Origin of the sequence: Stenotrophomonas indicatrix, from assembly GCA_041545745.1 — a bacterium.
Classification (GTDB): Bacteria; Pseudomonadota; Gammaproteobacteria; order Xanthomonadales; family Xanthomonadaceae; genus Stenotrophomonas; species Stenotrophomonas indicatrix_A.
Genome location: CP168152.1, coordinates 668,426 through 694,392 on the forward strand (window position 1 = coordinate 668,426; position 25,967 = coordinate 694,392).

The window sequence follows — 25,967 nt, forward strand, 5'->3', positions numbered from 1 at the left end:
TCGGATCCCTTCCCTGCGGGAAGGGCTCTGACCCCGGGCATCGGAGTACCGCGCATGGATGAGCGCCGCCTCAAGTATCTCTATGCAGCCTTGGCTGCACTCTTCGGCCTGCCCAGCCTGGTGGGCGGCGGGGCCGCAGCGATGATGCTGCTGTTGATGGGCCTGGGCCAGTTTGGTCACGGCAGCCTGGCATCGGTGACGCTGATGCCGCTGTGGGGCCTGTCCGGAATTGCTGGCTGCCTGGCCTGGTTGTGGCTCAGCGCGGGTTACCTGATGCAGGGGCGTGCTGGTCTGCGCGTGCGGCCGGTCTGGTGGCGCATGCTGCTGGCCGGAGGTCTGGCCGCCATGCCGCCGCTGGGGCTGGCGCTGTGGTGGGGCATCACGGTCCATGCCGAAGGCCTCAATCTGCTGCTGTTGGGGCCGTCGATGCTGGTGCCGGCCGGCATGCTCTTGTGGCTGCGACCGCGCGCTTGAATCGAGCGACCTTACGCGCTTGAATCGAGCGACCTTAAAAGAGATTCGAACGCATGGATGAGCGTCTGCACAAACGCCTGTATATCGCCCAATGCCTGCTGCTGGGGCTGCCTGCACTGGTGGCCGGTGGTGGCGTCGCCGGGTTCGGCATCTACACCTTCCTGATCCGTCACGGGCTGATGCGTGGCGACGAAGGTGCGGTGCTGTTCCTGTGGGCGAGCGCGGGTGTTGCCGGCTTGCTGGCCTGGTTGTGGCTCAGCATCCGCTACCTGCGGCGGGGGCGCGATGGCCTGCGGCACACCGCCCGTATTCCCTGGATTGGCTTGGCGCTGGGCGCCATGGCGGCGCTGGCCGTGATCGGCGTGGTGCTTTTCAGCTTGTTCGCCGGCAGCCCCTGGCAGGTACTGGGATATCTGGTGCTGGGCGTGCCGTTGCTGCTGCCGTCGGCGCATCTGGTGTGGCTGCGCCGGGCGCATCGGAGCGCCCGGTCACAAGGCTGATCGGACGCTCATCAAGCAACCGTCAAGGTACCTCCACGACATCGAGTACTTCGTGCGAGGCCGCGTACTGGTGCGCGATCTGGTCTGGAACGTCCTTGGCGAACACAACCGGGATACGGCCAAGCGGCAATCCTTCAATGTGGATGCTCCAGCGTTGCGCATCATCGACCGGGGCCGTGAATGAACGTCCGTCCGGCAACGTCACCTTGATCGGGCGCAATGTACCGGACAGGTCTTCGCCGCTCAGCGTGGCAGTTCGCCCGACGCGCGCGGGCGAGGTCATCCGGGGCGCTCCCGCCAGCAGCGGAACGGTCACACGGTCGGTGGGATGGTCGCCCAGGCTGGGGACATTCAGCCTGCCCACCTGCGGGTAACCCTTGCCTTCGATGGATTCGCTCTGCAGATACATGTCGTCCGGTACCGGACCGGCGTAGTGCCAGTGCCCATCTTCCTGCACGTGGGCCAGTGTCTTCCAGGTCTGCTCGACACTGAGATAACGGACCACCGTATCAGGCCCGGACAGCGTGACAGTACCTTCGGCGTCCAGCGTCCAGGTGTAGCTGGGCTGGAACGTGGTGTATTGACGGAACCGGTTGACCACCGGGTCACCGAAATAGGCGACATCCACGTTGTAGACAACCTGTTCGCCGGTGCCGGGCAGCGCGACCTGCAAGGGAACCGACCCATGCGTTGCGCTGGTCACCCGCGCCGACCAGCCATGATGGGTTGCGCTCACAGGTGCCTCGACTGTGGCGCCTCCGCCCAGCGTGACCTGGACGTTGCCACGCCCGGGCGATGCGACACCGCGCACGTCAACCGTGCGCTGGATGGGAAATCCCTCCGGCGGTGAAGTGACCTGCAGGGGCCGGAGGATGTCGCCCTCGGCGGCCACAGTGGCGCGGGCGGGGGTGGAATCGGGGAAAGTACCCATCAGGTCGTACACCCTGGCGAGAACCTCATGCTGCCCCTCGCCCAGGCCGGTGAACTCAACGCTCCAGTCTCCGGTGTGACCATTTGCCATGATCGCCCGACGCTGCCCGGCCACTTCCACGTTGATGCGGGCACCGCGCAGTGCCGTGCCGTGGATGCGGGCCGACCCGCGCCCTCCGACCGCAGCGGTGATGCGCGGCGCAGGCAGGACGATCTGCGGTTGCATGACGAAGGGGGCACTGGGCTGATAGGAACCGTCTTCGGAGGGGGAGACGAAGAAGACGGCACTTCCATCCACGACGATGTCGTTCAGCGCGACCATTGAGGGATGCCGGAAATAGCCTGGGGCGAGCCGCCCCAGGCTGAGTTTCATGCGCGCCCCGACAGCGCTGTAGGCAAACAGGTTGACCGCCTCCTGGCTGGAGATGTTGCCCTCCACCTCGCCCTGCAGGGCGCCATCAACGACGGAGACGCTCGTCGGCGTTACCCGGCTGACAACGACTGCCGCATTTTCCATCGAAGCCCTGGACGCGGCCTGAGAGGGTGGCAAGGCCGCGGCGGCTGAGGCCGGCATTGATGCCGACAGGAGCAGCAGACACGGCAGTACGAGCGATGGCGTGGTCATGTGGCCTCCAGGAGGGGAATGACAGCAACTTCTCGTATCTGCAGGCGCAGCACACTAGCCAAGAACGACAGCGCGTTGATTCCTTGACGCAGTGGGCACTATGGGGGCTATGGGACATCGGCGAGCACTGACGCGCACGACGGGACATTCGCTGGCGGGCCGCTTCATCCCGACATAAAGGCCGCATTTGCTGGTCTGCGCGGCCCGCGTGGCAGCATCATCGTTGCCAAGAACGCGGACGATGACCCGGTCACGCGGCCGCGGCAGTTTCGGTGATCGCTCTCCAGCGGGTGCCGGGCGAGTTGATCGGCGTACGTGTTGATGGGGCCGCTGTGTCGATCCCCGGTATCCAGCCGCTCTGGCTGGAGGGCCGCAGGACCGGTTCGGGAGCGCATGGGTTCTGGCCAGGTGAGGATTTCGCGGTTCCGTGGATTGATTTTCCGACTTGGCGCCTTATTTGCTGCCTCGGCCTTTCTCAGGTACCGTTGCGACGCCGCCACGACCGTGGCAGCAGGTATTCTCCTGAGCCAGGCGTTCAATGCATTGCCCCTTCTGCCAACATGCCGATACACGGGTCATCGACTCGCGCGTCTCCGAAGACGGCGCGACGATTCGTCGTCGGCGTGAGTGTGAGGCGTGCAACGAACGCTTCAGTACCCTGGAAACCGTCGAACTGAAGCTGCCGGCCATCGTCAAGAGCGATGGCACCCGCGAAGCCTTCGATGCCCGCAAGGTCCGCGCCGGCTTCGACCGTGCGCTGCAGAAGCGTGCGGTGCCGGAAGAGAAGATCGAAGCGGCGGTACGCGCGGTGGTGCATCAGCTGCGCATCAGCGGCGAACGCGAAGTGCCGTCGATCAAGGTCGGCGAGTTCGTCATGAATGAACTGCGCAAGCTCGACCATGTTGGTTATGTGCGTTTCGCCTCGGTCTACCGCAGCTTCGAGGACGTGGCCGATTTCCGCGAGGAGATCGAGAAGCTCGAACGCGACCTGCCGTCGAGCACCGAACAGCTGCAGCTGCTGGGTGATGTGATCGCCCTGACCAAGAAGAAGGGCTGACGGCATTTGCTTCGGTAGCCGCCAACCTTGGTTGGCGCTTTGCTATCAATCCACGCATGGCGTGGATCTACTGGGTTCTGGTGGAGGCCAACCTTGGTTGGCGCTTTGCCGCCATCCACGCATGGCGTGGATCCATACCAACGGCGCTACCATGGCGGCATGAGCATATCGTTCACCGTCCTTGACCACCTGCACATGGCCGCCGCATTGCGGCTTGCCGAACGCGGTGCCTATACCACCCGTCCCAATCCGATGGTCGGCTGCGTGATCGCCCATGGCGAGCGCGTGGTCGGGCAGGGTTGGCACCAGCGTGCCGGCGGCCCGCATGCCGAAGTGTTCGCATTGCGCGAGGCCGGCGCCGAAGCGCGTGGTGCCACCGCCTACGTCACCCTCGAGCCGTGCGCGCATTACGGACGCACACCGCCGTGCGCACTGGCACTGATCGACGCCGGTGTGTCGCGCGTAGTTGCCGCGATGCGCGACCCGTTCCCGAAGGTCGATGGCGGTGGTTTCGATCTGCTGCGCGAAGCCGGCATCGAGGTCGCCGAGGGCTTGATGGCGGCGCAGGCGCGCGAGCTCAACAAGGGCTTCCTGTCGCGCGTGGAGCGCGGTCGTCCGTGGCTGCGGGTGAAACTCGCAGCCAGCCTGGATGGCCGTACCGCGATGGCCGACGGCAGCTCGAAGTGGATCACCGGGCCCGCCGCGCGCGAGGACGTGCAGCACTGGCGCGCGCGCGCTGGTGCGATCCTCACCGGTGCCGACACCGTGATCGCCGACGACCCGATGCTGACCGTGCGCCTGGCTGACACCGAGGTGATGCCACCCTTGCGCGTGGTGCTGGACTCGCGTCTGCGCTCGCTGGAATGCAGCCGGGTACGCGAGGGCGGAGCACCGACCCTGTACCTGCACGATGCGATGGTCAGCCCGCCCGACGCCGCCGACGCGGCATTCGCCAGCGTGGCCGTCCGCCACGGTCGCCTTGATCTGAGCGCGGTTCTGGCGCTGCTGGCCGAACGCGGCATCAACGAAGTGCATACCGAAGCCGGCGCGACGCTGGCCGGTGCACTGCTGCGCGGTGGCTGGGTGGACGAACTGCTGCTGTACCAGGCGCCGACCCTGCTCGGCGACAACGGCCGCCCGCTGCTGGCTGGTCTTGGCATCGACGCGATGGACCAGCAGCGCCGCCTGCGCGTGGTCGATCAGCGCCAGGTGGGTGAGGATCTGCGGCTGCTGCTGCGCGTGTAAGGCGAGAAGTTCATCCACGCATGACGTGGATCTACCTTGCCCTGGTAGATGCCGACCTTGGTCGGCGCATTTGCTTCAAGTGCCCGACACTCTGCCAGCGGAATCTGCACAGTTCAGAGGTATCCTCATCCACCCCGCGTGCGTCCCACACATCCAGCGGTAGCAGCCCCGCCAGCACCTGCAGGGTGTATGCCTGCTCGGGCGAGGGAGCAGCAGCAGATGTGTTCCACCACAGAACGCCCAGCAGGAAGCACAGGTGTCTCATCGGCCCTGCCAATCGACCGCTCGTTGCTCCTGCCGCCATCAGTGCGTCTGCTTGGATGATTCGTTGTCACGTTTGGCTCCGCGGATCACGTTGAAGCGAAACACCGCCTCAACGGCGCCGCCCTCATCGCGACCGTTACGGTGTGCGGGCAGGTAACACCACTCCTGTGCGGCGTCCATCGCGGCAGCTTCCAGCAGGGCATTGCCACTGGACTGCACCACACGAACATCCAGAAGGCGGCCACCCGTGTCTACTTGCATCTGCAGGCGCACCATGCCGCTTTCGCGAGCCCTAACGGGAAAAACAACCTGGCGCGCAGCGCGGGTGGTGGGCTCGATCGAGACGCTGTCGCCGCGCTCGGTGAATACACTGCAGTCGGCGCGTGCGGTGAAGGTCCGGGTCGGCGTTGAGGCAAAGCGCTGCAGGCAAGTCACAACGTCGTCGTCTTCCCTGCAACCTGGCTTCTCGGTCTGCAGGCGACTCTGGGTCTGCTCGGGCCCGACTCCGCCGGCGGGTGGCGGTGCGCATGCGCCCAGTCCGGCCAGCGCAGACAGAAGAACCGTGCTGCGCAGATTCACTCGGTCACCGGCCCCGCAGGCGGCTCACTGCGATAGCCTTCCCACAGCGCGCGGTTCCGTTCATGGGTTCCCCGGCAATAGGCAGCGGCCAGCTCCGGCCCCAGCGTTCTCACCTTTTCTTCCACGGCATCCTGCAGGGTGGTGCCATGCTGCAGTGGGCTATCCGGATCATAGCGTTCGGCGAACTTCAGTTGAGCATCCAACATCAGGTCGCATACGGGAATGCCAGAGTACGCAGTGACCGCTTCCGCCTCGATCCGCTCGTCCCATGCCTGGAAGGGCATCAGCTGTTTCAAGAGCTTCAGCCCAAGAAGGTCCATGTCGATACTGGCCCATGGTCCGTTGTCGCCAACGCGCGAGAATTCCGCTCGCGCCTCGTATCTGGTGTCAGGCGCATCGCGCAGAATGGCTGCATACGTTTGCAGGAATGCCTTGGCCCCCTCCAAGCTCTGCTCTCCTGAGCGATGTCGTGCCTTGGCGTCACGGTAGGCCCCAAACGCAGCGGAGACATCGGGAAGCACGCAGTGGTAGTCCACAATGCCGGCGCGGGAAGAAGTGCTCTCTTCAACTTTGTCGGCATGGCACTGAATGGTGTTTCGTCGCTCACCAATCTCGCTCGCGGCAGGCTCCTCGAATCCCGCTGCGAGGTTCTCGAACGCGTACAGCACATCTACGATACTGCTGACATCGGGATAGTCATTCGGATCTGCAGTACGCAGGCTGTTACGCAGAGCTGCTTTGGCGTTCTCATCATTCTGGGTAATGATGCGTGTGTAGGCATCGAAGGAGTCCTGCAGGGAAAGGGCAGCAGGCGCGGCGGTAGCGCAGAGGGGTGCGCAGAGCAGCAGGACAAGCGTCGGCTTGAACATGGTAGGACGTAGGCAGTCGGGACAATGGCGGATGATCTCGGCGATTGACGGCCACGTCCATGCAACTTGTCCGAAATTACTGGCGCGCTGGCATGTCCGTTGCGTCGGAGCAATTTGAAACTATTCGCATATACCAGTAGACGCCGATCAAGCACGGTAGTTGGTCGCATCTTTTCAGGTGACTACTTTGTTGCACTCAAGTCGAACCCTCGCGCTTCTGGGGCTGGCGTCCCTGAGTCTGGCCATCTCACCGGTCTGCATGGCTGATGAAGAAGGTGAAGCCCTCCGGTACGAGTTCACCGCCGAACAGGCCCAGCAAGTGTTGACGGCGGCTATCGAGTGCCGCGCATCCACGCACGCCCAGCTGGCTCTTTCCACGAACGTTTGGCCTGTGGTGCTGGGCGATAGCAGTCGTGCCGGTTCACCGTTTGAAGCGTGGACCGAGGTAAAACAGCCCAATAGCTCGCTGCACGAGATCGAGCTGCCGGTGCCGATTACTGTGTTCGGCCACGAAACGCAACGAATCGCGGTGCTGTCCGAGGCGACGATGGCTATTCTTGAGCGTATTTCTCTCGAAGACATTTCAAGCCAGCTGGACATGAAGCCCTTGAGCGCCACGGATGCCCCGCATATCCACTTGCGCGAGCTGTCGCTACGCAACAGTGGCGATGATGGATTCTACGTGCGCTCGCTTACCGCATCTCGCATTGCCAGCCACCCTGGCGCGGTGCTGGTGGGATGTGAAGAGCGCTACGGCACTCGCACGGAACAACTGCGCCGGCGGGGCAAGGAACCCGATACCGCATTCGCGCCCGGCGTCGACATAAACAAGGAGCTGGACGCGGTGCTCACCTGCAAGGCCGACGCGCTGCGAAACTATACTGCGGGCTGGGCAGTGCTCATGGGGCCGCTATCCACTGACCCGCGCTTCAAGGGCTGGAAGAGCGGAGAGGATGATGAAGGCAATCGCTGGTGGACACCCCCAGCGCCGATTGCCATTGCCGGAATGCCGGTGTCGCGCTTTGTAAAGCTTGGCCAGACCCTGTATGCCGAGCTTGATGGTGACATCGCTCCAGCACTGGCAGAACGGTGGGATCTACCGCCCTACGATGGCTGGGACGATGTTGCATTCGTCGGCTTCTACGATACCGATGCCGCCGCCGATGGCTGGCTTGAAGATCGCGCACGCATCGCGCGCGCCTTTCGTCCCGGCAAGACTCTGCATGGCTGCGAGTACCAGCAGAATCGCCAGGAGTTCGGAAAAACCCCGGACGATGACGATGCGTAGCCAGCGAGGATATAGCTAGCTAGCGGCGCCGTCAGGCAGCGTCAGCAGCATCTGTATCCACTCGTGCATGGGCGGCAGGTCCTGCGGGACCCATGCACGCTCATCATTTTCGCGTGCCATGGTCACGCGGGTGTTGTAGGTTCGCTTCGGCGCCCGCTGCAGCAGATCCATCCACACCCGGATCCCGACGAGGTCATCGTGCGCCATCTGCTCGCGAAGTTCGGGCGCGGGTGTGCCGTCCGAAAGTGCTGCGTAATCGGGCATCTGACAGCTGTAATCGACGATCGAAATCTGGACGCCATCGCGATCGCTGCGCTTGCTGTCGGTGCTGCGGCAGCGCGTCTGCCGCAGTGCTTCGGCCATGATCGGCGACAGTTCGCGGCCCAGGTGCGTCTGCGCGTCATCTTCCGGTGCTTCGCCGATCATCATCCGCTCCACCGTCGCCTCCCAGCGCTCGCTGAGCGGTGGCATGTCGATCATGGCCGAGACCTGTGCTGCCGCCTCTTCATCGCCTTCCAGCAGGTAGCGCGCGAACAGATCGAAGCTCTCCTCGGGCGAGGGCATGGGCGTCTGCGCCCCCGCCGAGGTGGCGACGAACATCAAGGCAAGCATTGATGGCAGATGCAGGCGGTTGCGCACGTCAGCGATCCCCGCCGGGCGGGTGCTCGTTCCACTCGAAGAACGGCAGGAAGGCATCGGCCAGTGTCCCCATCAGCGGCGAGGGGTCTGCCCGCCAGCGACCGCCGCTATCGCGTTCGAAGGCCAGCGTGACATTCCGCTCCCGATCCGGCGCATCGGCGAGCAGCTGCGTGTACGCCGCCGCCAGTGCCGGCGCCATCTGTGGCGGGTGCGGGCCATTGAACGGCACCGGGTGTTGCCGGTACACGGGCAGCAGCGCCGCCAGATCCGGCAGGGCGCAACGGTAGTCCACCAGGGCACTGTCACCGTCAGGCCCGTGCGGGTACTGCACGCTGTCGGTCGTGCATCGCACCGAGGCCTGCCGCGCACGCAGCGCGGCCGCCGCCTGCGGCCAATCGGCCATTTCCGGTGCGTCGTCCAGGTGGCTCACACCGGCCAGGGCCGCAGCGATGGCCACACCCTTGTCGCCTTGCATGTACTGCGCCAACGCACGCTGTGCAGGCGCATCGCCGTGCACGATCACCTGTGCAAACAGATCGAATACCTGCGCGTCCGGAAATGCCGCAGAACCTGCCCGCGCACTACTGAAGGCCAGCAGCAGCGCTGCCAGCCCCCATGTCTTCAACACGGCCCTCTCAGGCGCATTCGTCGGTCCACATCATCTCGGCCATCGGGCGCAGTGCCTTGCACTCCTGCGTCATTTCCTCGGCCGACATCACCTGCGTCTTGGCCTTCAGCTCTTCGGCCATCGCATCAACACCGCTGATCTGGTCCGGCGCAATCTTCGCCACGCAGCTGCGGTGCTGCTGCAGCAGCAGGTCGCAGGCCGGCACGCCGGTCACTTTCGGTGCCTTGGCCGCTTCAACGTCCTGCATCCAAGCATCGAACGGCGCCAGCGCACCCAGCACCGGGCCGACCAGATCGTCGAAATTGCTGCTGTACCAGTAGCCCTTGTCCTTGGCGGTATACAGGGTGAGGGTACCGGTCACGGCCTTGCGCGGGCCGCGCTGCAGGGCCTGCGTGTAGGCCTCGGTGAAGCGCACGCGCGGGGCCTTGTCTTCCCCCGTCAGGCTGGCGAGGAACAGCGGCTGCACGCTGCCCAGGTCGGCCAGTTGGCAGCTGAAATCGACCTTGGCGATCTTCTGGTCGTCCACGTACTCGTTGTCTTCCACCGTGCTGCGCGTGGCACGGCACTGCGAGGCCTTCAGCGCCTTGGCGTACATTGCTTCCGCCGCTGCAGGATCGCCTTTCACGCCGGCCACGGCCAGCACCGTCTGCCACGGCTCGGCCAGCGCTTGGGCCATCATGCCCGGCACCGGCGTTACCGAGTCCTGGCCTTCAAAGGCCGGCTTCAATGCATCGTTGAGCGTGCGCGTGGCAGTGGCATCGTCTTCCAGCAATGCGCGGGCGTACAGATCGAAGGTCTGTTCCGGCGTCAGCTGCGCCGGTGCAGCGACGGCGAACAACGGGGCGCACAGCAGTGCGGTGGCCAGCAGGCCGCGGATCGGGGTCTTCATGACGGTGTTCCTGTTCCAGAGGGCGGCAAGCCTAGCGCAATTGTCATCGCATTCGATGGTGTGTCGCAGCCAAGCATATTGCGCGCGGCGGCCAACAAAAAACGGGCCCCTTGCGGGACCCGTTCGATCACACGACGAGGATCGGGCAATCAGAAGCTGGCGCGCACGCCGGCCGAGTACTGGGTGACGTCGCGGTAGCCGGAGATCTCGCCGACCAGGCCCCAGGTCCGGGTGAAGTTGATCTGGCCGCCGACGGTGCCGACCCAGGTGCCCTTGAACTCGTTGCCACCGTCCATGTAACCGGCCTTGATCCAGGCTTCGGTCATGCGCGAGGGCTTGCCACGCAGGCCCATGGTGGCGCGCACCAGGTTGGTGTGGTCTTTCACGCTGAAGCGGCCGTAGTCAACGTCCTTGACGGTGATCTCAGCCTGCTGGCGGACCCAAGCAATGTCAGCGGTGTAATCAACGCGGTCGCTGAAGGGCATGTGGTAACCGATGCCCAGCTCCGGCTGGTTCAACTTCAGCTTCATCGAGCCGTAGTCGTAGTCGTAGCTCTTGCTGGCGTAGTTCCAGCCGCCGAACACATGTACCTGCTCGGCCAGCGCGATCGAACCGCGCACGTAGCCACCATCAACCTTCGGATCGTTGAACGCTTCGTCGTCGGTCTTGACCTGGGTCCAGCCGCCTTCAACGTAGGTGTAGCTCAGGGCGTCGGCCGAGGCCGAGAACGGGGCAGCGGCCAGCAGGGCTGCCGCGATCAGGATCTTGCGCATGGGAATTCCTGTGAATTTCAGTCCATTGGCGGTCCACCTGTGCGGCAGTCCGTGGCGACCTCATGTCGTCCGACCGCCGATTTTAATGAAAGCTTTACGAAATGCGAGCGACGGCCGTCACAGGCTCGGACGCGCCCGGGTGGGGTCAGAGCCCTTTCCTGCGGAAAGGGATCCGACCCCCGGGGCATCCGACCCCGTTCAGCCCGGGCTGCTACAATGCCCGCGCCGGTTCGCCGGTACACAAACGTCTTCAGGGCGGGGTGCAATTCCCCACCGGCGGTAGGTGCGCAAGCACGAGCCCGCGAGCGCCCCGGTCTTACCGTCGGGGGTCAGCAGATCCGGTCAAATGCCGGAGCCGACGGTCATAGTCCGGATGAAAGAAGACGGTGCCACAGGGCCTTTGCGGCCCTGCGCCCGCCTGTTTGCCTTGCGGCGTTTTTCGCTCACTTTTCGCGGAGAACGTTACTTGTTTACTGGAATCATCGAAGGCGTCGGCCGTCTGGCCGCACGCGAATCCATCGGCGGCGATGTCCGCTTCACCTTCAACGTCGGGAATCTGCCGTTCGACAACGTGCAGATGGGCGAGAGCATCGCTATCAACGGCGTCTGCCTCACCGTCATCGCGTTCGACGCCAGCAGCTTCCAGGCCGATGCGTCCACCGAGACCCTGGGCCTGACCACGCTGGGCCAGCTGGCCGAAGGTGCGGTCATCAACCTCGAGCGTGCCATGCGTCCGACCGACCGCCTTGGCGGCCATCTGGTCAGCGGCCACGTCGACGGCCTCGGCCAGGTGCTGTCCATCCACGAAGATGCCCGCGCGCAGCGCTGGCGTTTCGCCGCGCCGGCCGCGCTGCGCCGCTACATCGCCAAGAAGGGCTCGATCTGCGTGGATGGCGTCAGCCTCACCGTCAACGAAGTGGACGACGAAGGTTTTGAAGTGGCGCTGATCCCGCACACCGTGGCCAATACTGCGTTCTCCGGCACCGGCGTGGGCAGCGCGGTGAACCTGGAAATCGACCTGGTCGCTCGTTATGTGGAACGCCTGATCAGTGTGCCGACCAACGGTCTGCACCCACAGGGAGATGCCGTGCCGACCCACGGTCAGCATGCACAAGGAGGTGCCGCATGAACTTCGCCCCCATCCCCGAAATCCTGGAAGACATCCGCCTCGGCCGCATGGTCGTCATCGTCGATGACGAAGACCGCGAGAACGAAGGCGACCTGATCATGGCCGCCGAGCTGGTCAAGGCCAGCGACATCAACTTCATGGTTACCCACGGCCGCGGCCTGGTGTGTCTGCCGCTCACCCGCACCCGCGCCGCCGACCTCGGCCTGGCGCCGATGGTGCAGGCCAATACCGCGCAGTTCCAGACCAACTTCACCGTCAGCATCGAAGCGGCCGAGGGCGTGACCACCGGCATTTCGGCGCACGACCGCGCGCACACCATCCGCACCGCGGTGAAGCCCAACGCCAAGCCGGCCGACCTGCACCAGCCGGGCCACATCTTCCCGCTGATCGCCCAGCCCGGTGGCGTGTTGACCCGCGCCGGGCATACCGAAGCCGGCGTCGACCTGGCCATGCTGGCCGGGCTGGAACCGGCCGGCGTGCTGGTGGAGATTCTCAACCCCGACGGCAGCATGGCGCGTCGCCCGGAACTGGAGGTGTTCGCCCGCGAGCACGGCCTGAAGATGGGTTCGATCGCTGATCTGATCGCCTATCGCCTGGCCACCGAAAAGACCGTCGAGCGCGTCGATGAGCGCGAGATCGAGACCGAATTCGGTCCGTTCAAGCTGGTCACCTACCGCGACCGCATCGCCCACGACCTGCATTTCGCCCTGGTCCGTGGCACCCCGGATGCCGACACCCCGACCCTGGTGCGCGTGCAGGTGGAAAACCCGCTGGCCGACCTGCTGCACTGGCGGCGCGACGACTTCGGCGTGGCCGCCACCGATGCGCTGCGTGCCATCGATGCCGAAGGCAGTGGCGTGATGGTGGTGCTGCAGGCCCCGCGCGACGGCGAAGGCCTGCTGGCCCGCCTGCGCCAGCAGCCGGCGCCGGAGGTGCCGGGCAAGGACAAGGACGTGAGCCAGTGGCGCCGCAACGGTGCCGGGGCGCAGATCCTGTCCGACCTGGGCCTGGGCAAGCTGCGCGTGCTGGGCACCCCGCGTCGCCAGATCGGCCTGGCCGGGTACGGCCTGGAAGTGGTGGAGACGGTGACCCCGTAAACCCCTTGGCGTGCCGACCAACGGTCGGCACCCACCGTCTGCCCTCTGGTGGGTGCCGACGCCCCCGGGCCCCCGCCAGCAACGGCCGGGGCCCATCCACGGTAGAATTACCCCTTAATCGAATCCCAAGCCGCATATGAGCCACTACGAAGGCGATCTTCGCACTCCCGAATCGGCGCGCTTCGCCATCCTGGCCAGCCGCTGGAATGCCCGCATCACCGACGTGCTGGTCGCTGGCGCCCGCCAGAGTCTGGCCGGCAACGGCATTGCCGAAGCCAGCATCGACGTGATCCGCGTGCCGGGTGCCTGGGAGCTGCCGCTGGTCGCCGCGCGCCTGGCCGCCGCCCACGAACACGCCGCCATCCTCACCCTGGGCTGCGTGATCCGCGGCGACACCCGCCACTACGAACACGTGGCCGACCGTTGTGCCGAAGGCCTGATGCGCGTGCAGCTGGACTTCGGCGTGCCGGTGCTGAACGGCGTGCTGGCAGTGGAGCGCGTGGAAGATGCCGAGGCCCGCGCTGGCGGCAGCCACGGCAACAAGGGCGAGGAAGTCGCACTCGCCGCATTGGAAATGGTCAACCTTCTGGAGCAGCTGCCATGAACAAGAACACCCAGGGCAAGCCCTCCGGTAAACCCGTCCGCCGCGATGGCATCGATCCGGTGCTGCGCTCGCGCGCGCGCCGTCGTGCCGTGCAGGCCATCTACGCCTGGCAGATCTCCGGTGGCAACGGCCAGTCGCTGATCGCCCAGTTCGCCCACGAGCAGGCTCGCGAAATCGCGGACCTGGCGTACTTCGAAGCGCTGGTGCATGGCGTGCTCGACAACCGTCGCGACATCGACGAAGCCTTCGGCCCCTACCTGGACCGCAGCATCGACGAAGTGGACGCGATCGAACGCGCCGTATTGCGCTTGGCCGGTTACGAGCTGCGTTACCGCCTGGACGTGCCGTACCGCGTGGTCATCAACGAAGCCATCGAATCGGCCAAGCGCTTCGGTTCCGAACATGGCCACACCTACGTCAACGGCGTGCTGGATCGTGCCGCCGTGGAATGGCGCAAGGTCGAATCGGGTCACTGACCCACCTGTGGTAGTGCCGGCCGCTGGCCGGCAGCTGCAGGGATCCTGAGGTTGCCGGCCCGCGGCCGGCACTACCGCCCACCGCGCGATGCGCGGCACGCATAACTGCGGGAGCACCCCATGTCCCTGGCCGAATTCACCCTCATCGACCGCATCCGCGCCCGCACCGTCGAGCGCGACGACATCGTGCTCGGCATCGGCGATGATGCTGCACTGCTGCAGCCGCGCCCGAACGAGCAACTGGTGGTCACCGCCGACACGCTCAACAGCGGCGTGCATTTCCCGGCAGAAACCCCGGCGTTCGACATCGGCTGGAAGACGCTGGCCGTCAACCTGTCCGACCTCGCCGCGATGGGCGCGCGCCCCGCGTGGTGCACGCTGGCGCTGTCATTGCCCGAGGCCAGCGAAGACTGGGTCGACGCGTTTGCCGATGGCTTCTTCGCACTGGCCGACCAGCACGACATCGCCCTGATTGGTGGCGACACCACGCGTGGCCCGCTGTCGCTGTCGGTCACCGCGATGGGGCAGGTGTCACGCGGCCAGGCGCTGCGTCGTGATCGCGCACAGATTGGCGATGACATCTGGGTCAGCGGCACCCTCGGCGACGCTGCCGGTGCGCTGCGCCTGTGGCAGCAGGGCGCATTGAACGTGACCGCCGCCACGCTGCTGGCCGACTACGAAACCCTGCGCCTGCGCCTGCTGCGTCCCACCCCGCGCGTCACCCTGGGCCTGCGCCTGCGTGCATTCGCGCATGCCGCCGTGGATATCTCCGATGGGTTGCTGGCCGACCTTGGCCACATCGCGGCACGCAGCGGCGTGCGCGCCGAAGTCGATGCCGACGCGTTGCCGATGTCAGCGGCGCTGCGCGAACTGCTGGGCCGCGATGCTGCCCGTGAGTGCGCGCTGCACGGCGGCGACGATTATGAACTGTGTTTCACCGCCGCCGCCGACCAGCGCGATGCGCTGCACTTCGTTGCCGAATCGCTGGATCTGCCGATCACCCGCATCGGCCGCATCATGGAAGGGCAGGGCGTGCATACCGAAGGCCACGACGGCCCGAGCGGGTACGAGCACTTCGCCGGCTGAGTACGCGGGCTCATGCCTGCTATTGGGCGGCAGCCTGGCGTTCGATGCTCGCCGCGATCAACGCGATAGCCTCAACGACTGTCGCCTTCGACGCCGCATCTGTCACACCGGTGCTGCGCAGGGCCTGCTCGGCCTGTTGGCAGCTGCGCGCCGCCTGGGTCTCTGCCAGGAATGCCAGCGCGCCGGCAAAGCTGTGCAGTAGATCGATCAGGGCCGGGGCATCGGCGCTGTCCAGCGCTTGGCTCAACAACGTGTAATCACGATGGGCGGTCTGCAGGAACGCCTCGCGCATCTGCCGCTGAACCACCTCGCTTACTGCCGGGGGTAACGGTGGCCGGGCCGTGGGACCAGGGTCGAGTCCACGCAACGCGGCCTCCAGCGAAGGCAGGTCGAGCGGCTTCAGCAGCAGCGTGGACATGCCTGCTTCGCGTACGCGTTGCGCATCCTTGGGCATCGCATTGGCGGTGAGCGCCACGATGGGAATGGAGGGATCGTCCGCACGCAGTTTCCGGGCCAGTCCATATCCGTCCAGGCGTGGCATGTTCAGATCGGTCAGCACGATATCGAACCGACCCTCGCGCCAGCGCTGCCACGCCTCGTCGCCGTCGGCCGCGAGGGTGACCTGCCAACCGAGCGCGTGCAGCTGCCCAAGCGTCACGTCACGACTGATCACGCTGTCATCCACCAGCAACGCGTGGCCGCGCGAGGGATGCGCGCGCTCGACAGGCGCTGGCAGTTGCAACACGTCTACCACGGCGCTGGTCCGGCGTGCCGGAATGTCCACGTGGAAAACGCTGCCGGCGCCAAGGGAGCTGCGCACGCCGATGGTGCCGCCCAGCAGTTCGGTGAAACGTTGGCACAGGGCCAGCCCCAGGCCGCTGCCGCCGTGCTGCCGTGCCGAGCCGGCACCGACCTGCACGAACGGCTTGAACAGGTCGGCCTGCGCCTCGGCATCGATGCCCGGGCCGGTATCGCGGACCTCCACGTGCAGCCATTCGCTGCCATCAGGCCGAACCGAGGCATCAACGCTGACCGCCACCGTTCCCGATGCGGTGAACTTCACCGCATTGCCAACCAGGTTGTTGATCACCTGCGCCAGGCGGCCCGCGTCGCCCACGTAGGCCGGTTCCAGCGCATCGCCCGTGTGCAGCTCCAGCTGCAGCCCCTTTGCGGTGGCCTGTGGTTCGAACAGCGTGGCAGTCTGCTGCAGCAACGCACGCGGATCGAAAGGCGCCGGTTCCAGCGTCATCAACCCGGCTTCAAAGCGGGAAAGGTCCAGGGTGTCGTTCACCAACCCCTGCAGCACATCGGCCGCACTCCTCGCGCGCGTGACATGCGCGTGCGATGCCGGTGGCATGGTCTGGTGGGCAAGCAGTTCAAGGTGGCCCAGCACGCCGCTCAAGGGGGTGCGTATTTCATGGCTGATCATTGCCACGAAGGCGGTCTTGGCCTGGTCCGCAGCCTCGGCATCGTGCTGCGCCTTTTCGGCATGCCGCCGCGCATCCAGCAGCCGCTGCTGGGTTTCCTTCTGTGCGGTCACATCGGTCACCGCGCAGACCCAGATCGCCCGTCGCTGGTAGCGCGAGGCGGCCACGATCGACTGCAGGTAGCGCGGCGGACCGTGCTCATCCGAGGACGGCGCCTCGAACAGCTGTCCCTGCTCCTGGCCGTCAACGCGTTGCACCAAGCGGCCGACCAGCACCTCCATCAGGCTGCCGCTGGTGTCGCCGATCAGCTGCTCCAGAGCCTGGTTGTGCAGGATCACCTGCCCGCTCTGCTGGTCGAGCAGGCACAGGCCCACCGGCGAGGTTTCGATCAGTGTGCGGCTCAGCGCTTCGCTCTCATGCACCCGTGCCGCTTCTGCCAGCGCCGGCCGCAGCACGCGCCGGTCCACCAGCAGCAACAACGTCCACAGTGCGGCCAACAGCGCTGCCAAGGCCAGGGCACCGCCGAGCAGATAGGCCCGCTGCGCTGCCCACACGTCGCTCCAGCGGTAGAGCCGCAGCAGCGTCCAGTCGATGCCATGCAATGGGGCGGACACCACGAAGGCGCGGCCGCCAGGCAGTACCAACATCGTGGCCCGGGACGAGGGCACGGCCTGCGGCGCAGGCGCGGGAATCGTGCCCTGCGAAACGCTGCGCAGAACATCGTTTCCCTGCCGGTCAAGCACCTCCCACATGCCCGGGCTTGCCTCCTCCAGCCGCTCGCGCAGGCCTTGCAGAGATTCAAAGGTCAGCCGATTGACGAAGGGCGCACCGTCACTGCTGAGGCGCATCTGGGTGACCAGTGCATCCTCGCCCGTCAGGGGATTACGGCCGAAGTAGGCGCGCAGTCGGCCGCTATCCAGTCGAAGCTCGGATTCGGCACCCGCCAACTGCCAGCCCTCAACGGCGGCCTGGGTCAGCGCCGCCAATGCCTGTTCACGGCTCTGCACCTTCATGAGCTGCAGCAGCTGCGCTTCATCATGCAGCCCGGCGATTGCAAACAGGCGCCCTTCCGGTTCGAAGGCGAAGGAGATCAAGGAGGTGGGCGAATCCTGCGCGGCCACGGTGGCGGCCATGTATGCCGAATACGTCTGCACCATGCCCAGGTACGCCGCCTCGGCCTGGGGCGGAAGGCGGCCCTGGCGCGGGGCCAGCGCCAGCCAGGGCACGGACAGCGCGCCTGGCGCCATGACCCCTGCGGCACCCTGCTGTGCCGCAAAGCGCTCACGGACCGGCATGCCGCCTGCCACCAGCGCGTGCTGCTGGGTGGCCCACAAGGTGGCGTTGGTGTTCAAGCTGGCTACGTAGGCCCGCCTGCGCTCGCCGATATAGCGGTCCACCGTCTGCTGGCCGCGTCGCAGCGCCTCACGTTCGTTGAGGTGCACGGTTTCCAGCCGCAGCCACAGCGCCGCGCAGCCCGCGGCCAGAAGCAGCAGGGTCAGGATGGCGCCGCCCCCGAACAGCACTCGACGCTGCAACCGCTGCAGGGTGGCAAGCACGGAGCCCGAAGGTGACGACACCATGGCGTGGACCTGCGATGTGCGGGGGTGGATTACAGCGTGCCGCGCAGGCCACTCTCAATGCAAGCCGTTGCAGCGCCCCCTGCGGCGCGGCGCTGGCCTCGCGCAGGACGCAGACGACCGCATGGCCACGCTTGGAAGGACCGCTCGTGCCTATCGTTCAACGCGTGCTTCGGCATCGCGTGGCGTGCCGTAGTCATCCAGCCACTTGAACGATACCGTTGCCGGCATCGCGGCACCCTCCGGCAGCGCATAACGCACCTGCGCGCCCGGCGCGATCATGTCCACCTCCACGTTGCGACCATCGGCCAGGGTCAGTGTGCTCAAGGTCACGTGGTACACGCTCGGGTTGCGCACCTGCAGGGCGTCGCCATCGGCAGACCACTGCAGCGCCGACGCTGCGTCGCGTGCATTGCCCGGCAACCCGGCGGGGCGGTGGAACAGCTTCACGCGGGTACGCACCGCGAACTGCAGCAGGTTCTTGCCGGTGGCATCGCTGGGCTTGGGCGGAATGTCCAGCAGATTGAAATAGAACACCGATTCGCGATCGGTCGGCAGCGGTGCCTCCGACGGGCGCGGTGCGTAGGTGACGCGATACGCCTGGCCCTGCTTGGGTTGCAACAGGCGGGGCTGGGTCGGCGTCAGCCGGAACGGCGTGCGCACATTCTCCGGGCGCGACTGGCTGTCGCCGTCGTCGATCCAGACCTGCGTCATCGCTGGCAGCTCGCCCACGTTGCTGGCCTTGACGGTCACGTCGCGGCCCTTGCTGGCGTCGTGCACGATGCGCGTGCCCTGCAATGTCACCGCAGCCGATGCCGGCAGCGCTACCGCCATGGCCAGCAGCGCGTACGTCCACGTAGTGGCGCGGAGTTTCATGGTCAACCTCATTGAAGGGGGCAGGCCAGCGCAGCATCGCGCCGGCCTGCCGGAAGCGGATTACTTGTAGAGCACCACGAAGTCACCCGAGGCATTGGCGCTGCCAGCGGTCGCGTTGGTGGCTGGCGATGCATACCACGCGCTGTAGTCCAGCTGGCCACTGCCGCCGGCGGCAATGGTCACCCAGACGGTCGGGTCCTCACCGATCTTCTGCTGGTTGCCGACGGCGTCATACAACGCCACGCCCACGTTGGTTGCGGTCGAGGCCGCGGTCAGCGCCAGGTTGCCGGTGCTGCCGTCGGGCGCACCGCCGAAGCGCACACCCACCTCCTGCGACGCACCCGAACCGGAGCAATCCAGGGCGATGGTGAAGTTCTTCTGGCCGGCGCGGGTACTGGCGTTGACCGAGGCCAGATCGACCTTGCCCATCGGCACGGTGATGGTGCCGCCGGAGGAACCTACCGAGCAGGTGGACGTCATCAGTTCGCCGGTGATTTCCAGCGTTTCGGCAGACACCGACGGCGCGGCAACAGCGAGAAGGGAAAGGGACAGCAGGCGGAGTGTCAGGGACATGACAGTTCTCTAGTAGTGGAATGAAGGCACGCAGTGACCGCTGAGGGCAGCCAGCAGGGACAGTTTCGGCGCGTGCGTTGATGCTCGAAATGAAATTAGTTGCAAAAGTGCCCTGGCCTTCGCCAATTGCAATAAATCCGATGGGAAGCGGCGGCGGCGCTGCATAGACTGCGCGCCCGTTGACTGATTGCCAGAAGGAATCGCCATGCAAACGCGAGAGCCTCTCCGTCCTGACTCATGGGTCGCGCGCTTGTCGCGCCTGGTGCCGCTATTGGTACTGGCGATGGCGGCGGCGGGCCCGGCTGCCGCCTGCCAGCGGCTGGTCCTTGGCGATCAGGTGCTGGATGACAACCGGTCGTTGCCCAACGTTGACGTGCCCGACGCCAGTGTTGGTGGCGTCGGCGGCTATCTGGACAATGCGTATACCTGCCCGCCAGGAAACACCGACTTCGTTGTTGACGTGCCCCTGGCCGGACTGACGTACGTGCGCGATATCGTCGACAACTTCGGAGTTACCTATGCGGCCTATGCCTTCAGCGACCGCTCGCCACTCATCGGCATGAACTATCAGATCGGCGGCGCTACGCCGCAACCGCTGCGCCCGGGGCAGCGCATTACGATACCTGCTTCCATCACCGGCACCGGCGGAGTCAAGGCTGGTGTGATCATCGCCTACTTCCTGCGTGGCGGCGCCATGGAAAGCGTGCCGTACCGGTATCTGGGAACTGTCGAGGCCTGGCCTGCAAGCGACCCCAGCCAGCGTCTGCTCACGCCGATCTCGCTGGGCTTCACCGTGCCGACGGTCACCTGCACCTTGGCAGATGCCTCCCACACCTTGGATGACGTTGTCGCCAACGAACTCGCCGCCAGCGGCAGCTCGGCCAAGGAATCCAGCTTCGACGTCGCGATGAACTGTCCGATGGACAACGTCGATGTGCAGTTGTCGCTGGCCGACGCCAACGATCCGGGCAGCAGCAACGGCCAGCTGGCCCCGGCAACCGGTACCACCGCCGGCGGCGTGCAGGTGCAGCTGCTGCGAAATGGACAGCCGGTGCAGTTCGGCCAGGCGTGGTCGCATGGCTGGTCCAGCAAGGGCCTGCAGGCCATCCCCTTCAGTGCGCGCTACCTGCGCACAGCTGATCCGCTGGTGCCGGGCGAGGTGAAGGGAGAGGCGGTGCTGACCGCCGATTACCGATGATGCGCCACGCCATGGTGCAGGGTGCATGCCCGTCGCCCGTCCTGTGGAACCGCCAGCAGTGTCAGCGCCACGGGCGAGCCTGCACATCGAACGAGTTGCAATGCGACCGTGCCCCGCGCGATCTGCAACTTTTTGGATGGGGAGCGCGTGCTGCAGCCTCTAGCCTGCGGTTCCCCTTCCTCATGCCGCTGCTTCGGCAACGGCCATCGTCCACGATGAAGTTGTCCCCCGTAGATCCGGCAGCGCCACGCCGCGCCACGTTTCCCGCCCAGCGCCTTACCCAGGCAATCGCCCTCGCCCTGCTGGCCAGCGCGCATACGTTGGCAACGGCAGCCGCGGCGGGTCCCATGGAGTTCAGCGAAGGCTTCCTGATCGGTGGCGAAGCCATCGACATGGCGCGCTACGCCAACGGCAATCCGTTGCCCGCCGGTGACTACGCGGTGGATGTGCATGTGAACGGCCAGTTCCTGCGCAGCCAGGACATCCGCTTCGTCATCGAAGACGACCCGCAGATCGCGGTGGCGTGCCTGTCACCGACGCTGGTGCGTGGGCTGCCGTTGAAGCCTGCGTTCCTGCAGGCACTGCCAGCCGAAGAAAGCACCTGTGTGGATCTGCCAGCGCTGGTGGAGGGCGCCAGCAGCACCTTTGACAGTGGCGAACTACAGTTGTCCCTCAGCATTCCGCAGGCGGCACAGGCCATCGCCGCACGTGGCTTCGTGGCACCCGAACTGCGCGACGACGGCATCACCGCCGCTTTCATCGACTACAGTGCCAACCACTACCGCAGCCAGGGCAACGACAGCAGTTACCTGGGCCTGCAGGCGGGCCTGAATCTGGGCGCATGGCGCCTGCGCCACCGCGCATCGTTCACCCAGGGCAGCCAAGGCACCCGCCATGACGTCATCAACAGCCACGTGCAGCGAGACCTTCCGCGCTGGAACAGCCAGCTACTGCTCGGGCAGGGCAACACCGGTGGCGAGCTGTTCGAGAGTGTGCCGTTCACCGGCGTGCGCGTGGCCAGCGACGAACGCATGCTGCCCGACTCACTGCGTGGCTATGCGCCGGTGGTGCAGGGCATCGCCGAAGGCAATGCGGTGGTCACCATCCGCCAGAACGGCAACATCATCCACGAAAGCAACGTGGCGCCCGGTCCGTTCACCATCGAGGATCTGTACCCCACCAACTTCGGCGGCGATCTGGACGTCAGCGTTACCGAAGCCGATGGGCGCGTACAGCGTTTCAACGTCAACTTCTCCGCCGTACCGCAGGCACTGCGCGCAGGGGCTTCACGCTTTGCGGTCACTGCCGGTGAACTGCGCGACACCGGCAACACGCTGCAGACGCTGCGCTTCACCGAAGGTACCTATGCGCGCGGCCTGAACAACCGGCTCACCGTGCTGGGTGGCGTGCAGGTGGGTGAGGACTATCGCGCGCTGCTTGCGGGCGCCGCGGTGAACACGGCCATCGGTGCATTCGGTGCCGATGTCACCCACTCGCGTGCCCGCCTGCGTGGCAGCGAGACCGACACCGGCAACAGCTTCCGCCTGAACTACCAGCGCTACGTGGCGCGCACCGGTACCAACTTCGGCCTGGCCGCGTACCGCTACAGCACGCGCGGCTTCCTCAGCCTCAACGACGTGGCACGCGCGCAGAATGATGACTGGGGCTACGGCCAGCGTGCGCGCCAGCGCTACCAGGTGAACTTCTCGCAGAAGGTGGGTCAACGCAGCAACCTGTATCTCAGCGGCGGCCACGTGGCTTACTGGGACAGTGCCCGGCGTCGCAACGATTTCCAGCTGGGCTTCCAGAGCACGCTGGGGCGGGTCAACTATGGTGTGTCCGCGCTGCGCTACCGGTTGGGCGATGGCCGCCAGGACACCCGCTACGCGTTCACCCTCAGCGTGCCGCTGGGCCGCAGTGCCAACGCACCGCGTGCCAGCACCCAGCTGAGCCAGGCCGACAGCGGGCGGCAGTCGCAGCTGGGCATCAGCGGCAGCCTGGGCGAGGCACGTGCGCTGAGCTACAGCCTGTCCGGCGCCCAAGGCAATGGACAGAACAGCCACAGCGCCTACGCCGCGTGGCAGGGCAGCCGGGGCAATCTCAATGCGGGCTACAGCCGCAGCGGCGATTCCCGCAGCCTGTCGCTGGGCGCTTCGGGCAGCGTGGTGTTGCACAGCGGCGGTCTGAACCTGGGCGCTCCCGTGGGCGAAGGCTTCGCCCTGGTGCAGGCACCGGGTGCGCAGGGCGCGCGCATCGGCAGCAGTACCGACCTGCGCGTGGCACGCAACGGTTATGCGCTGCTGCCACACGTCAGCCCTTATCGCTGGAACACCATCGACCTGGACCCCTCCGGCCTGCCCATCGAGGTGGAGCTGCTGCAGACCTCGCAGCGCGTGGCACCCACCGCCGGTGGCATCGTGCGCGTGCCCTTCCAGGTACGCCGCGAGCGCACGCTGTTCATCGATGCAACCGATGCCCTGGGCCAGCCGCTGCCGTTTGCGGCGGTGGTGCAGACCGAAGACGGCACGCCGGCCGGTGCGGTGGGGCAGGGCGGGGTGATCCAGCTGCGGGGTGCACAGGACAGCGGCAGTTTGATCGTCGACCCCGATGGCAAGCGACGCTGCCGCATCGACTACCGCATGCCCGATGCGCCGGACACCTACGGGCTGTCGTGGAGCCAGGCCGTGTGCGTGCCCCAGCCGCTGCCACCGGAGAGCCAGCAGGTGGGCACGCCGGAAGTGGCCGAGAGCACCGCCCCGTGATTCCCGTTTTCCCTTTCATCGCTCACAGGAGCTTCCGCATGTCCCGTTCCTTCCTTCAGCTGGCAACTGCTGCTGCGCTGTGCTTGAGCACTTCGACCGCATTCGCCGACCAGGCCACGCTCACCATCACCGGCCGTGTGCTGCCGGGCACCTGTACGTTGGCGGCGCCCGCCATCGCCCTCGATCCGGTCAAGGCCGATGAGCTGGTGCAGGGCGACAACAAGCTCAAAGCCGGCAGCCTGGACTTCACCGGCTGCGTAGGCGTAAGCAAGGCGACGTTGTCCTTCGCCGGCACCGCCGCCGATGGCGATGCCGAGCGCTGGAAGAACACCGCCGCCACCGATGCGGCCGATGGCGTATCGGTCGCGCTGCTGGCCGGTGCCACAGGTAGCACGTATCTGAAGAACGGCGACACCGGCATCGAGGTGGTGGTGAGTGGTGCGACGGCCAGCTACCCATTGCGGGCGGGCTACTACCTGCCGGCTGTGGCAGGGCTGACCGCAGGTGCGGTGCAGACTGAAATCGTGGTGACGGCGGATTACGAGTGATGGCAGGTGTGGATGCCCACCGGACCGGCATCGATGTGCCGGTGACCGGCGCCAGCGCGCGTTACGACCTGCGAGCGGCGTACTACCTGCCTCCCGCAGGCGTGCCTGAAGCCGGTGGGGTTTCCACGGAGATCGTGGTGACGGCGGACTACGAATGATGGCGTACACCCCAATGCGGTTTCTGCCTGCCCCTCGATGGCTTGCGCTTTTGCTGACGCTACTCCCCTTTGCGGGATGGGCGCAGAGCGCCTGCACGATTTCGCAGCAGCGAGCCTCGACCAACGTGACAGTTGCGACTGAAAGCGAGGCGGATGCTGATACGGTGCTTTCGATTCCGATAAGAGGTTGGGGCACTTCGCTGGTGAACTGCGAATACTCGACCACGGTGAACGTGAAGCCGGTCATGCCGCAGCTGACATACGTCCGTGACGTAATCATCGCTGGTACCACCTATCCGGCGTATGGATGGAGCGCGACCTCGTCTTTGGTGGTATTCCGGTACCGAATCATCAATTCGCTGGAGTACTACGATGAACCGCTGCGCCTGGATCGGGAGACACCGATCACATTCATTTCAGCGGGCGGGCCGATCTTCCAGCTTGCGGTGGGTCTGGTCGCCCGCGGCGGGCCCATCATTGAGGAACGCGTCGACCTCGGGGTTGTGGAAACCTCGGTTGCAGGCAGTCCTTCCACGCGCCTCTACAACAGTGCGAGCGTGGACATCCGCCCGTCGTCCCATTCATGCAGGGTCCGCACCGACGCGACGGTATCGCTGGCATCCGTGCAGCAGCACCAGTTGCAGCGGCCTGGTGACAGCGCTGCCGAACAGGCAGCACCGGCCCGGGTTCGATGCTCCAGTGCCGGCCTGGTGGCCAGGGTGCGGATCGACGACGCAATGGATCCAGGCAATATCAGCAGTGTGCTTACGGCGGCATCAGGCACTACGGCGTCGGGTGTGGCAGTGCAGCTTTTACGCGGGGGAATTCCGTTGGCAATGGGAAGCCAGTGGGATGTCACCAGTGACTTCAGTTGGATTGATCAGGATCTCTCTGCACGATACATCCGGACCATAGATGCCTTGACGCCCGGTGATATCGTCGGCGAAGCCGTGATCACCGCAGACCTGAAATAGCGCGATGCGCCTGGGACGTGCCAGGGGGGTACTACGCCCTCACACAGGGTGCAGCTGGAGGTCAACGTACTCAGCCAGCCCGCGGCAGGCCAGCAGCAATCCCTCGCGCACGTCATCGCCCACCTGCTGGCCCTCATCACCATCCACGCGTACACGCTCGATGGCGTGCAGCAGTTCCAGCAGCAAAGTCAGCCCGGCATTGGCGCGGTCGATGCGTGCCATCGCGATGCCATGGCCCTGCTTGCGGCCTTTGCCTGGCCACGGCTGGCCATCGGCGGCTTCCACATGACGAATGCGCTGCAGGCAACCGAGCAGGGCGATGCCCTCGTCGGCCTGGGCACCCATCGTGGTGCCCAAGGTGGTCTCCAGTGCTTTTGCCAGGTCTTCCGGCAGGCGTTCGACGGCGTCGCCCAGTGTGGCGAACAGATGGGGATAGAGCGAAGAAGTCACGGCGGCATCCTTGTGCATGTAGCAAGGGCCGCCCTCGCGCTGGGCGAGGGCGGCGGACGGTGCGTGGTTGCAATGCCGGAGGTCGATGTAGAAACGCCGGCGGGTACGAGACCCCCACGCACCGTCCGCCATAGGGCACGGACGGATTGCCTGCCGACGCCGCCCAACAAGGAAAGAGCGACGCCGGCAGGCAAGCGTAAACAACACATCAACCTAACGGGATTGCAAGCCCGTGCCACCCGTTGTCGGTGGCACGCCATGATGTGCACACG

At 65.8% G+C, this 25,967-nt stretch carries 26 protein-coding genes and 1 riboswitch; of the genes, 15 read left to right on the forward strand and 11 right to left on the reverse strand.

All coding sequences use genetic code 11. From position 1 onward, the window contains the following. Positions 1–54: 54 nt before the first annotated feature. A complete protein-coding gene (locus ACEF39_RS02955) occupies positions 55–474 on the forward strand; it encodes a hypothetical protein (RefSeq protein ID WP_500286917.1) in 420 nt (139 codons plus the stop codon). A gap of 53 nt (positions 475–527) precedes the next feature. Then, positions 528–974: a hypothetical protein gene (locus ACEF39_RS02960; RefSeq protein WP_500286918.1), complete on the forward strand. Its 447-nt coding sequence runs from the start codon at positions 528–530 to the stop codon at positions 972–974. Positions 975–996: 22 nt separating this feature from the next. On the opposite strand, the gene ACEF39_RS02965 is transcribed toward ACEF39_RS02960, so the two are convergent. Next, positions 997–2,529, reverse strand: coding sequence for a hypothetical protein (locus tag ACEF39_RS02965; protein ID WP_500286919.1), 1,533 nt, complete (start codon positions 2,527–2,529; stop codon positions 997–999). 538 nt (positions 2,530–3,067) lie between these two features. Here ACEF39_RS02965 and nrdR point away from each other — a divergent pair. Further along, the gene (gene nrdR / locus ACEF39_RS02970; protein WP_500286920.1) at positions 3,068–3,586 is read left to right on the forward strand and encodes a transcriptional regulator NrdR; all 519 of its coding nucleotides are present in this window, start codon (positions 3,068–3,070) and stop codon (positions 3,584–3,586) included. A 159-nt stretch (positions 3,587–3,745) separates the two neighbouring features. After that, positions 3,746–4,831, forward strand: a complete 1,086-nt coding sequence (gene ribD / locus ACEF39_RS02975) for a bifunctional diaminohydroxyphosphoribosylaminopyrimidine deaminase/5-amino-6-(5-phosphoribosylamino)uracil reductase RibD (protein WP_500286921.1) — start codon at positions 3,746–3,748, stop codon at positions 4,829–4,831. Between the two features lie 303 nt (positions 4,832–5,134). Here ribD and ACEF39_RS02980 read toward each other — a convergent pair whose 3' ends face one another. Continuing rightward, the gene (locus tag ACEF39_RS02980; RefSeq protein ID WP_158684098.1) at positions 5,135–5,674 is read right to left on the reverse strand and encodes an energy transducer TonB; all 540 of its coding nucleotides are present in this window, start codon (positions 5,672–5,674) and stop codon (positions 5,135–5,137) included. Beyond that, complete coding sequence (locus tag ACEF39_RS02985) at positions 5,671–6,543, reverse strand: hypothetical protein (protein ID WP_500286922.1); 873 nt, start codon at positions 6,541–6,543, stop codon at positions 5,671–5,673. Before ACEF39_RS02985 ends, ACEF39_RS02980 begins: the two co-directional genes overlap by 4 nt. Positions 6,544–6,802: 259 nt before the next feature. Here ACEF39_RS02985 and ACEF39_RS02990 point away from each other — a divergent pair, with 259 nt between their 5' ends. Further along, complete coding sequence (locus ACEF39_RS02990; RefSeq protein ID WP_313282602.1) at positions 6,803–7,831, forward strand: hypothetical protein; 1,029 nt, start codon at positions 6,803–6,805, stop codon at positions 7,829–7,831. 15 nt (positions 7,832–7,846) lie between these two features. On the opposite strand, the gene ACEF39_RS02995 is transcribed toward ACEF39_RS02990, so the two are convergent. The 4 genes from ACEF39_RS02995 to ACEF39_RS03010 form a co-directional block, all read right to left on the reverse strand. Next, a complete protein-coding gene (locus tag ACEF39_RS02995; protein WP_059065999.1) occupies positions 7,847–8,470 on the reverse strand; it encodes a hypothetical protein in 624 nt (207 codons plus the stop codon). 1 nt (position 8,471) lies between these two features. Continuing rightward, positions 8,472–9,098 carry a hypothetical protein gene (locus tag ACEF39_RS03000; protein ID WP_218788662.1) on the reverse strand — a complete coding sequence of 209 codons (627 nt, stop codon included), beginning with the start codon at positions 9,096–9,098 and terminating at the stop codon, positions 8,472–8,474. 7 nt (positions 9,099–9,105) lie between these two features. After that, a complete protein-coding gene (locus tag ACEF39_RS03005; RefSeq protein WP_500286923.1) occupies positions 9,106–9,987 on the reverse strand; it encodes a hypothetical protein in 882 nt (293 codons plus the stop codon). A gap of 149 nt (positions 9,988–10,136) precedes the next feature. After that, positions 10,137–10,760 (reverse strand): outer membrane beta-barrel protein, encoded by a 624-nt coding sequence (locus ACEF39_RS03010; RefSeq protein WP_500286924.1) that lies wholly within the window; start codon positions 10,758–10,760, stop codon positions 10,137–10,139. Positions 10,761–11,002: 242 nt separating this feature from the next. After that, positions 11,003–11,149: riboswitch (FMN riboswitch) on the forward strand. 77 nt (positions 11,150–11,226) lie between these two features. Here ACEF39_RS03010 and ACEF39_RS03015 point away from each other — a divergent pair. From ACEF39_RS03015 to thiL, 5 genes are all read left to right on the forward strand, one after another. Next, positions 11,227–11,889 (forward strand): riboflavin synthase, encoded by a 663-nt coding sequence (locus ACEF39_RS03015; RefSeq protein WP_500286925.1) that lies wholly within the window; start codon positions 11,227–11,229, stop codon positions 11,887–11,889. Beyond that, the gene (gene ribB / locus ACEF39_RS03020; RefSeq protein WP_500286926.1) at positions 11,886–12,986 is read left to right on the forward strand and encodes a 3,4-dihydroxy-2-butanone-4-phosphate synthase; all 1,101 of its coding nucleotides are present in this window, start codon (positions 11,886–11,888) and stop codon (positions 12,984–12,986) included. Before ACEF39_RS03015 ends, ribB begins: the two co-directional genes overlap by 4 nt. Before the next feature lie 136 nt (positions 12,987–13,122). Next, complete coding sequence (gene ribH, locus ACEF39_RS03025) at positions 13,123–13,590, forward strand: 6,7-dimethyl-8-ribityllumazine synthase (RefSeq protein ID WP_089238735.1); 468 nt, start codon at positions 13,123–13,125, stop codon at positions 13,588–13,590. Beyond that, positions 13,587–14,066 carry a transcription antitermination factor NusB gene (nusB, locus tag ACEF39_RS03030; RefSeq protein WP_049469504.1) on the forward strand — a complete coding sequence of 160 codons (480 nt, stop codon included), beginning with the start codon at positions 13,587–13,589 and terminating at the stop codon, positions 14,064–14,066. Before ribH ends, nusB begins: the two co-directional genes overlap by 4 nt. A gap of 120 nt (positions 14,067–14,186) precedes the next feature. After that, positions 14,187–15,152 (forward strand): thiamine-phosphate kinase, encoded by a 966-nt coding sequence (gene thiL, locus ACEF39_RS03035; RefSeq protein ID WP_500286927.1) that lies wholly within the window; start codon positions 14,187–14,189, stop codon positions 15,150–15,152. Positions 15,153–15,171: 19 nt separating this feature from the next. Here thiL and ACEF39_RS03040 read toward each other — a convergent pair whose 3' ends face one another. From ACEF39_RS03040 to ACEF39_RS03050, 3 genes are all read right to left on the reverse strand, one after another. Continuing rightward, complete coding sequence (locus tag ACEF39_RS03040; protein WP_500286928.1) at positions 15,172–18,159, reverse strand: ATP-binding protein; 2,988 nt, start codon at positions 18,157–18,159, stop codon at positions 15,172–15,174. Between the two features lie 150 nt (positions 18,160–18,309). Continuing rightward, entirely contained in the window at positions 18,310–19,032 is a 723-nt protein-coding gene (locus ACEF39_RS03045; RefSeq protein ID WP_500286929.1) for a fimbrial biogenesis chaperone, read from the reverse strand. Positions 19,033–19,092: 60 nt separating this feature from the next. Next, positions 19,093–19,605, reverse strand: a complete 513-nt coding sequence (locus ACEF39_RS03050; RefSeq protein ID WP_500286930.1) for a fimbrial protein — start codon at positions 19,603–19,605, stop codon at positions 19,093–19,095. A gap of 205 nt (positions 19,606–19,810) precedes the next feature. Here ACEF39_RS03050 and ACEF39_RS03055 point away from each other — a divergent pair, with 205 nt between their 5' ends. From ACEF39_RS03055 to ACEF39_RS03075, 5 genes are all read left to right on the forward strand, one after another. After that, the gene (locus tag ACEF39_RS03055) at positions 19,811–20,803 is read left to right on the forward strand and encodes a fimbrial protein (RefSeq protein ID WP_500286931.1); all 993 of its coding nucleotides are present in this window, start codon (positions 19,811–19,813) and stop codon (positions 20,801–20,803) included. A 215-nt stretch (positions 20,804–21,018) separates the two neighbouring features. Further along, the gene (locus ACEF39_RS03060) at positions 21,019–23,565 is read left to right on the forward strand and encodes a fimbria/pilus outer membrane usher protein (protein ID WP_500286932.1); all 2,547 of its coding nucleotides are present in this window, start codon (positions 21,019–21,021) and stop codon (positions 23,563–23,565) included. A 38-nt stretch (positions 23,566–23,603) separates the two neighbouring features. Next, on the forward strand, positions 23,604–24,113 hold the full coding sequence (locus ACEF39_RS03065) for a fimbrial protein (RefSeq protein ID WP_500286933.1): 510 nt from the start codon (positions 23,604–23,606) through the stop codon (positions 24,111–24,113). Beyond that, complete coding sequence (locus ACEF39_RS03070; protein ID WP_500286934.1) at positions 24,113–24,271, forward strand: hypothetical protein; 159 nt, start codon at positions 24,113–24,115, stop codon at positions 24,269–24,271. The genes ACEF39_RS03065 and ACEF39_RS03070 overlap by 1 nt, the downstream gene beginning before the upstream one ends. Beyond that, on the forward strand, positions 24,268–25,245 hold the full coding sequence (locus ACEF39_RS03075) for a fimbrial protein (RefSeq protein ID WP_500286935.1): 978 nt from the start codon (positions 24,268–24,270) through the stop codon (positions 25,243–25,245). Before ACEF39_RS03070 ends, ACEF39_RS03075 begins: the two co-directional genes overlap by 4 nt. A gap of 39 nt (positions 25,246–25,284) precedes the next feature. Here ACEF39_RS03075 and ACEF39_RS03080 read toward each other — a convergent pair whose 3' ends face one another. After that, positions 25,285–25,695, reverse strand: a complete 411-nt coding sequence (locus ACEF39_RS03080; RefSeq protein ID WP_500286936.1) for a hypothetical protein — start codon at positions 25,693–25,695, stop codon at positions 25,285–25,287. Between the last annotated feature and the right edge of the window lie 272 nt (positions 25,696–25,967).